Raw genomic sequence first — 5,471 nt, forward strand, 5'->3', positions numbered from 1 at the left:
GCGGTGGGCTCGCCCGCGCGCCCCCCCGCCCGCCCCCCCCCCCCCCCCCGGCCCCCCCCCCCCCCCCCCCCCCCCGCCCCGGCGCCCGCCCCCGCCCGGCCCGCCGCCGCCTCCGCCGGGCCCGCGCCCGCCGCGGCGGCCAGCGCCCCCGCCGCTCCCGCCAGCAGCCCCCGCCGTCCGATGTACGCCATGTGACGACTCCATTCCACTCCGTGACAACGCTTCGCGAACGCCCAGCATGCCCGCCCCGCCCCGCCACCGGCGGCAAGGACGGGAGTAACGTCGGGGGGCGTGGCGGGCGCCGGGGTGCAGTTACCACTGCCGAACAACGGGGGACCCGCGATGGATGAGCAGCGAAAGGCACGATGTGACGGACCTCTCTACCCTCCCGACCGACATCACCAGGGTCGGCGTGGTGGGCTGTGGCCAGATGGGCGCGGGCATCGCGGAGGTGTGTGCCCGCAGCGGTCTTGAGGTGAAGGTCGCCGAGACCACCGGGGAGGCCCTGGAGATCGGGCGCACCCGGCTGCACAACTCGCTGACCAAGGCCGCCGAACGCGGCAAGATCAGCGAGGAGGAGCGGGACGCCACCCTGGCCCGCCTCACCTTCACCACCGACCTCGGCGAGTTCGCCGACCGCGACCTCGTCATCGAGGCCGTCGTCGAGAACGAGCAGGTCAAGACGGAGATCTTCCAGGTCCTCGACCAGGTGATCACCCGCCCGGACGCGATCCTCGCCTCCAACACCTCCTCGATCCCGCTGGTCAAGCTGGCCGTCGCGACCTCGCGGCCCGACCAGGTCATCGGCATCCACTTCTTCAACCCGGCGCCCGTACAGCGGCTGGTGGAACTGATCCCCGCGCTGACCACGAGCGAGGAGACCGTCAAGCGGTCCGAGGCCCTGGTGCGGGACGTGCTGGGCAAGCACGCCGTGCGCGCCCAGGACCGGTCCGGCTTCGTCGTCAACGCCCTCCTGGTCCCGTACCTGCTGTCGGCGATCCGGATGTTCGAGTCCGGCATCGCCAGCCGTGAGGACATCGACAACGGCATGGAGCTCGGCTGCGCCCACCCCATGGGCCCGCTGAAGCTGTCCGACCTGATCGGCCTGGACACCATCGCGTCGATCGCCGACTCGATGTACGCCGAGTACAAGGAGCCGCTGTACGCCGCTCCCCCGCTGCTCCAGCGGATGGTCGACGCGGGCCGGCTGGGCCGCAAGACGGGCTCGGGCTTCTACCCCTACGGCTGAACCGTCACGGCGGGCGTACCGCTCCGGTGTGAGAAGGACCTCGGTCGCCCACGGGGCGGCCGAGGTCCGGCTAGGGTCCTTCCGGTGAAGAGCCCCACGACCTCACCGGCGAGGCCCCCGGCCGCCGTCGCACCCGCTTCCGCTTCCCCCGCCCCGGCCGCCTCCCAAGGGGCCCGGCTCGGCTGGCTCGACGCCCTGCGCGGCTTCGCCGCCCTGGTCGTGGCACTCCACCATTTCGGCGTGCTGAGGATGGTGCCGCACGGGGCCGCCGTGGCGCGGAACTTCGACCTCGGCCTCTTCGGGGTCATGCTGTTCTTCATCGTCAGCGGCTACATCATCCCGGCCTCCCTCGAACGGCGCGGCGACGTCCGGGGGTTCTGGATCGGGCGGTTCTTCCGGATCCACCCGGCGCTGATCGTCACGGTGGCCGTCGCCCTCCTGGTGCTGCCGGCCGGCGACGGCGCGGTCCGCGTCCTGCGCACCGGTGACGACCTCGCCTCGGTGATCGCCAACAGCCTGCTCCTCCAGGACGTCCTCGGCGTCACCAACGGCATGAACGTCACCTGGACGCTCTGCTACGAGATGGTCTTCTACTTCCTCGTCACGGCCCTGTTCGCCCGCGGCCTGCACCGGCACAGCGCCCCCGTCGCGGCCGGCTGCGCCGCCCTCGCCCTGGTGGTCGGCACGGCCGTCGGCGAGAAGCTCCTGACGCCCGACGCCCACGCGGTGCGGCTCCTCCTGCTCGTCGTCGTCCCCGTCGTGCTCGCCGGTTTCGCCGGGGTGCTCAGCGGCCGCCCCGGACCGACCGGGGCGGGCGCCCTGCTCCTCGGCGGGCTCGGCCTCGCGCTGATCACCCTGAACAGCCGGGCCCCCTGGTACGAGACGTGGACGATCTTCGCGACCATGTTCGCCGGAACGGCGGTGTACCGGGCCCAGCACGGCGGGCGCGGGCGCCGGTCCTCGCTGCTCGCCTGCGCCTTCGTCATCGTCTCGGGCGTGCTGGTCGGATGGCTGTACAACCGCGGCGGTCTGGAGGACCACACCTGGACCCTGAGCTGGACGTCCTGGTCCTCGGCCTACCTGGCCGCCTGGGCCGTGTTCGGGCTCGGCTTCCTGCTCCGGGGGCGCCGTTTCCCCCGGTTCCTGACCTGGCTCGGCGCGATCAGCTTCTCCCTGTACCTCGTGCACCTGCCGCTGAAGCACGCGCTCGCCCCCCTGGTGGGGGCGGCGCCGCCGCCGTCCTCGGTACTCGGCCGGCTCGCCTGGACCGCGCTGTACCTCGCGGCGCTGCTGATCGTGAGCCACCTGATGTACCGGCTGGTCGAGATCCCGATGCAGAACCTCGGCCGGCGGGCCCAGCGGGCGGCGGCCCGGCGGTGGCCGGCCGCCGCGCGCGAGGACGGCTAGGCCGGCCTGACTAGCCCAGCCTGAGGTGGTGCAGCAGGAGCAGCCCGGCCGCCATGTTGGCGGCCGGGATCTCGCCGCGCCCGATCATGTCCGGGACGAGCTTCAGCGGGACCCACTCGCGGCGCGAGGACTCGAAGCCGTCCTCCGGTTCGCCGATGCGGGTGGCCCCGTCCGCCCAGTAGAGGTGGTGGCGGGCGTCGGTGAGCCCGTTGGAGGGCTCGACGGTCATCAGGTGGTGGAGCGGGCCCGGCCGCCAGCCCGACTCCTCCTCCATCTCCCGGGCCGCCGCCGCCTCGACGGACTCCCCGTCCTCGACCACCCCGGCGGGCAGTTCCCAGCCCCAGCTGTCGGTGATGAACCGGTGGCGCCACAGCAGCAGCACCTCGTCGGCCTCGTTGACGGCGGTGGCCACGGCGACCGGCCGCAGCCGGATGACGAAGTGGTCCAGGTGCCGGCCGTCGGGGAGTCGCACGTCCGCGAGGTTCACGTCGAACCAGCGGTTCTGGTACACGGTCTGCTCACTCAGGTTCGTCCACTGCACGGTATTGCCGCCTTCCGCTTCGTAGGTGGCAACATGGCAGCAGCTGAAGCGGTCACAGGGGAACGCGCAGCGCCCCGTCGATGAGTCCGGCGGTCTCCTCCGCTCCGGCGCAGCCGCTGGTCAACAGCGCTTCGCGGACCGCCCGCAGCCGGTCCCGCAGCCGCAGCGACTCCATCCCCTTGGCACGTTCGGCCATTTCGGCCGCCGAGGCCACCGCGCGGTCCGCCTCCCCCTGGCGCAGCTGGATCTCGCACAGCATCGCCAGCCGGTGCACCCGCCCCCGGTCGTGCGCCGGGGTGCCGACGGCCTCGGACGCCTGCTCGTGCGCGGCGTCCAGGTCCCCCAGGCTCAGGAGCGCCTCGGCCACCTGTACGTTGACCAGCCCGGGCTGGACGTAGCCCGTCTCGGCGGGCTCGGTGCCGGGCCGGATCCGCTCGGCGGCCGCCTCGGCGCGCCGGATGCAGGCCAGGGCGGCGGCGGTGTCGCCGAGCTGGGCGTAGGCCTTGGCCTGCATCGCGTACAGGTCGGCGGCCAGCGCCGGGGTGGTCTGGTGGCCCGCGGCCCGCAGCGCGGCCTCGGCGAAGGCCACGGCCTGGCGGAAGTCCCGCAGGTGCAGGGACTGGTTGACCAGCAGGGCGATCACGTACGCCCCCAGCCCCCGGTCCCCGCTGGCCTTGGCGAGCCGCAGGGCCTGGTGGAAGTAGCGCTGGGCGAGGCCGTGCGCGTCGGAGTCGTACGCGCAGATCCCCGCGACCGCCACCAGGGACCCGGTGGCACGGTGCAGCAGGCGCCCGACGTCGTCGGGGTAACCGCCGCGCAGCATCGGGGCCGTCTCGCTGCCGAGGAAGCGGACGATCCTGGCCCGGGTGGCCATGCCTCCGGCCCGGCGGTACATCAGCTCGTAGTGGGAGCGGGCGGCCCGCAGGATCTCGATGTGCTCCATGCCGATCCGCTGGGTGCCCGAACGGGACACGTCGGCGTCCTCGGGCGGGTTCTCCCACTCCCACACGGGGATGACGGCGGGGGTGCCGGTGAGGGCCTGCGCGGTGAGCTGCGCGGGCCGGCCCAGCTCGTCGGAGCGCCACAGGGCGGTGGCCCGGTCCACGAAGCCGCTGAGCCGGGTGGCGTGCGGGGTCTGCTGGCCGGGGATGCCGAGCCCGATGTCGTCGAGGCCGACGGGGCGTCGCAGCCGCCCGCCCAGCACCTCGCAGATGAGGTCGGGCACCTGGCCCCGGGGGCGCTGCCCCTTCAACCAGCGGGAGACCGCGGTGTGTTCGTAGCGCAGCGCGAGTCCGCGGGACCGTCCCGCCTGGTTGACGTGCGCGGCGAGTCCGGCGTGGGACATTCCCGCCTCGGCGAGGAGGGCGTCGAGCAGGGCGTTGGGCTGCATGGGCCGCTCCAAGGGCTCGTCGGCTTCAGGCTAGTGGCTGCGGGGTGCGCGCGGGGTGCTGTGCGTCCAATTCACACGGGGTGTGAAACAAGAACGCGCATAAATGCGATACGCACCCTGCCGGAGAGGGGCCCGGCCGCGCTTCACTTAAGAGCCTCGCCAAGGAGGCCGCCCGGTCGTCGGCTCCCCCTCGTACAGTGCGACGACCCGGCACCGCGCCGCCCGCCTTGCTGTCTGCCCGACACTCCATGGCAGGCGGGCGGCGCACCACGGCTCCGCGGGGGCCGCCCGGTTGGTCGCCGGGCGGCCCCCGGCCCGGAGCCGGCCGGTTCCGCACCGGGTCCGTCCACCGGCCCGGTGCGGAACGGCTCCGCAGGTGACACGGATCCGCCCGGGCCGTTCCACTCCCCCCGGCCGGACGGGTCCGGTCCCCGCGCGGGGCGCCGCCGTGGCCGGGCCGGTGCAGGGCCGGTCCGGTCCCCGGTCAGGGGCGGTCGTTGCGCAGCGCCAGCAGGGCGACGTCATCCGTGATCCGCCCGCCGGTGTGGCGCAGCAGGGCGGCGTGCACGCCCGCGACCAGCCGCGCGGGCGTGAGCGTCTGCTGCGCGGCGAGGAAGGCCGCCAGCGGGAAGAACCGTCCGTGCCGGTCGCGGGCGTCCTCGGCGCCGTCGGTGTGGAGTAAGAGCGCCTCTCCGGGGCGGAGCTGCCCGAGGTCCTGCGGTTGCATGGCCGGCGGTACGGGGGCCACCCCGAGCGGCGGCCAGGTCTCGCCCCCGTTCAGCACGCGCACGTCGGCATGCCGCTGTCCCCCAGCTACCGCTGGGGGTGCCCCCCGCGCCTCAATCGCCGGCGGGGCTTCATATAGCCCCGCCGGCGATTGAGGC

The 5,471-nt window shown here is 74.0% G+C and carries 5 protein-coding genes; 2 read left to right on the forward strand and 3 right to left on the reverse strand.

Annotation, left to right across the window (positions count from 1 at the left end):
• The first annotated feature begins 346 nt into the window (after nucleotides 1-346).
• Entirely contained in the window at nucleotides 347-1,249 is a 903-nt protein-coding gene (locus ABT403_RS38805) for a 3-hydroxybutyryl-CoA dehydrogenase (RefSeq protein ID WP_344159134.1), read from the forward strand.
• Between the two features lie 84 nt (nucleotides 1,250-1,333).
• Nucleotides 1,334-2,656: an acyltransferase family protein gene (locus tag ABT403_RS38810; RefSeq protein WP_344159132.1), complete on the forward strand. Its 1,323-nt coding sequence runs from the start codon at nucleotides 1,334-1,336 to the stop codon at nucleotides 2,654-2,656.
• 10 nt (nucleotides 2,657-2,666) lie between these two features.
• Here ABT403_RS38810 and ABT403_RS38815 read toward each other — a convergent pair whose 3' ends face one another.
• From ABT403_RS38815 to ABT403_RS38825, 3 genes are all read right to left on the reverse strand, one after another.
• Nucleotides 2,667-3,197 carry an NUDIX hydrolase gene (locus ABT403_RS38815; RefSeq protein ID WP_344159130.1) on the reverse strand — a complete coding sequence of 177 codons (531 nt, stop codon included), beginning with the start codon at nucleotides 3,195-3,197 and terminating at the stop codon, nucleotides 2,667-2,669.
• 52 nt (nucleotides 3,198-3,249) lie between these two features.
• The gene (locus tag ABT403_RS38820; RefSeq protein ID WP_344159128.1) at nucleotides 3,250-4,587 is read right to left on the reverse strand and encodes an NsdA family TPR-like regulatory protein; all 1,338 of its coding nucleotides are present in this window, start codon (nucleotides 4,585-4,587) and stop codon (nucleotides 3,250-3,252) included.
• A gap of 484 nt (nucleotides 4,588-5,071) precedes the next feature.
• Complete coding sequence (locus ABT403_RS38825; RefSeq protein ID WP_351650951.1) at nucleotides 5,072-5,377, reverse strand: SpoIIE family protein phosphatase; 306 nt, start codon at nucleotides 5,375-5,377, stop codon at nucleotides 5,072-5,074.
• Between the last annotated feature and the right edge of the window lie 94 nt (nucleotides 5,378-5,471).

This window comes from Streptomyces sp. NPDC000075 (assembly GCF_040301925.1).
GTDB classification, from domain to species: Bacteria; Actinomycetota; Actinomycetes; order Streptomycetales; family Streptomycetaceae; genus Streptomyces; species Streptomyces polychromogenes.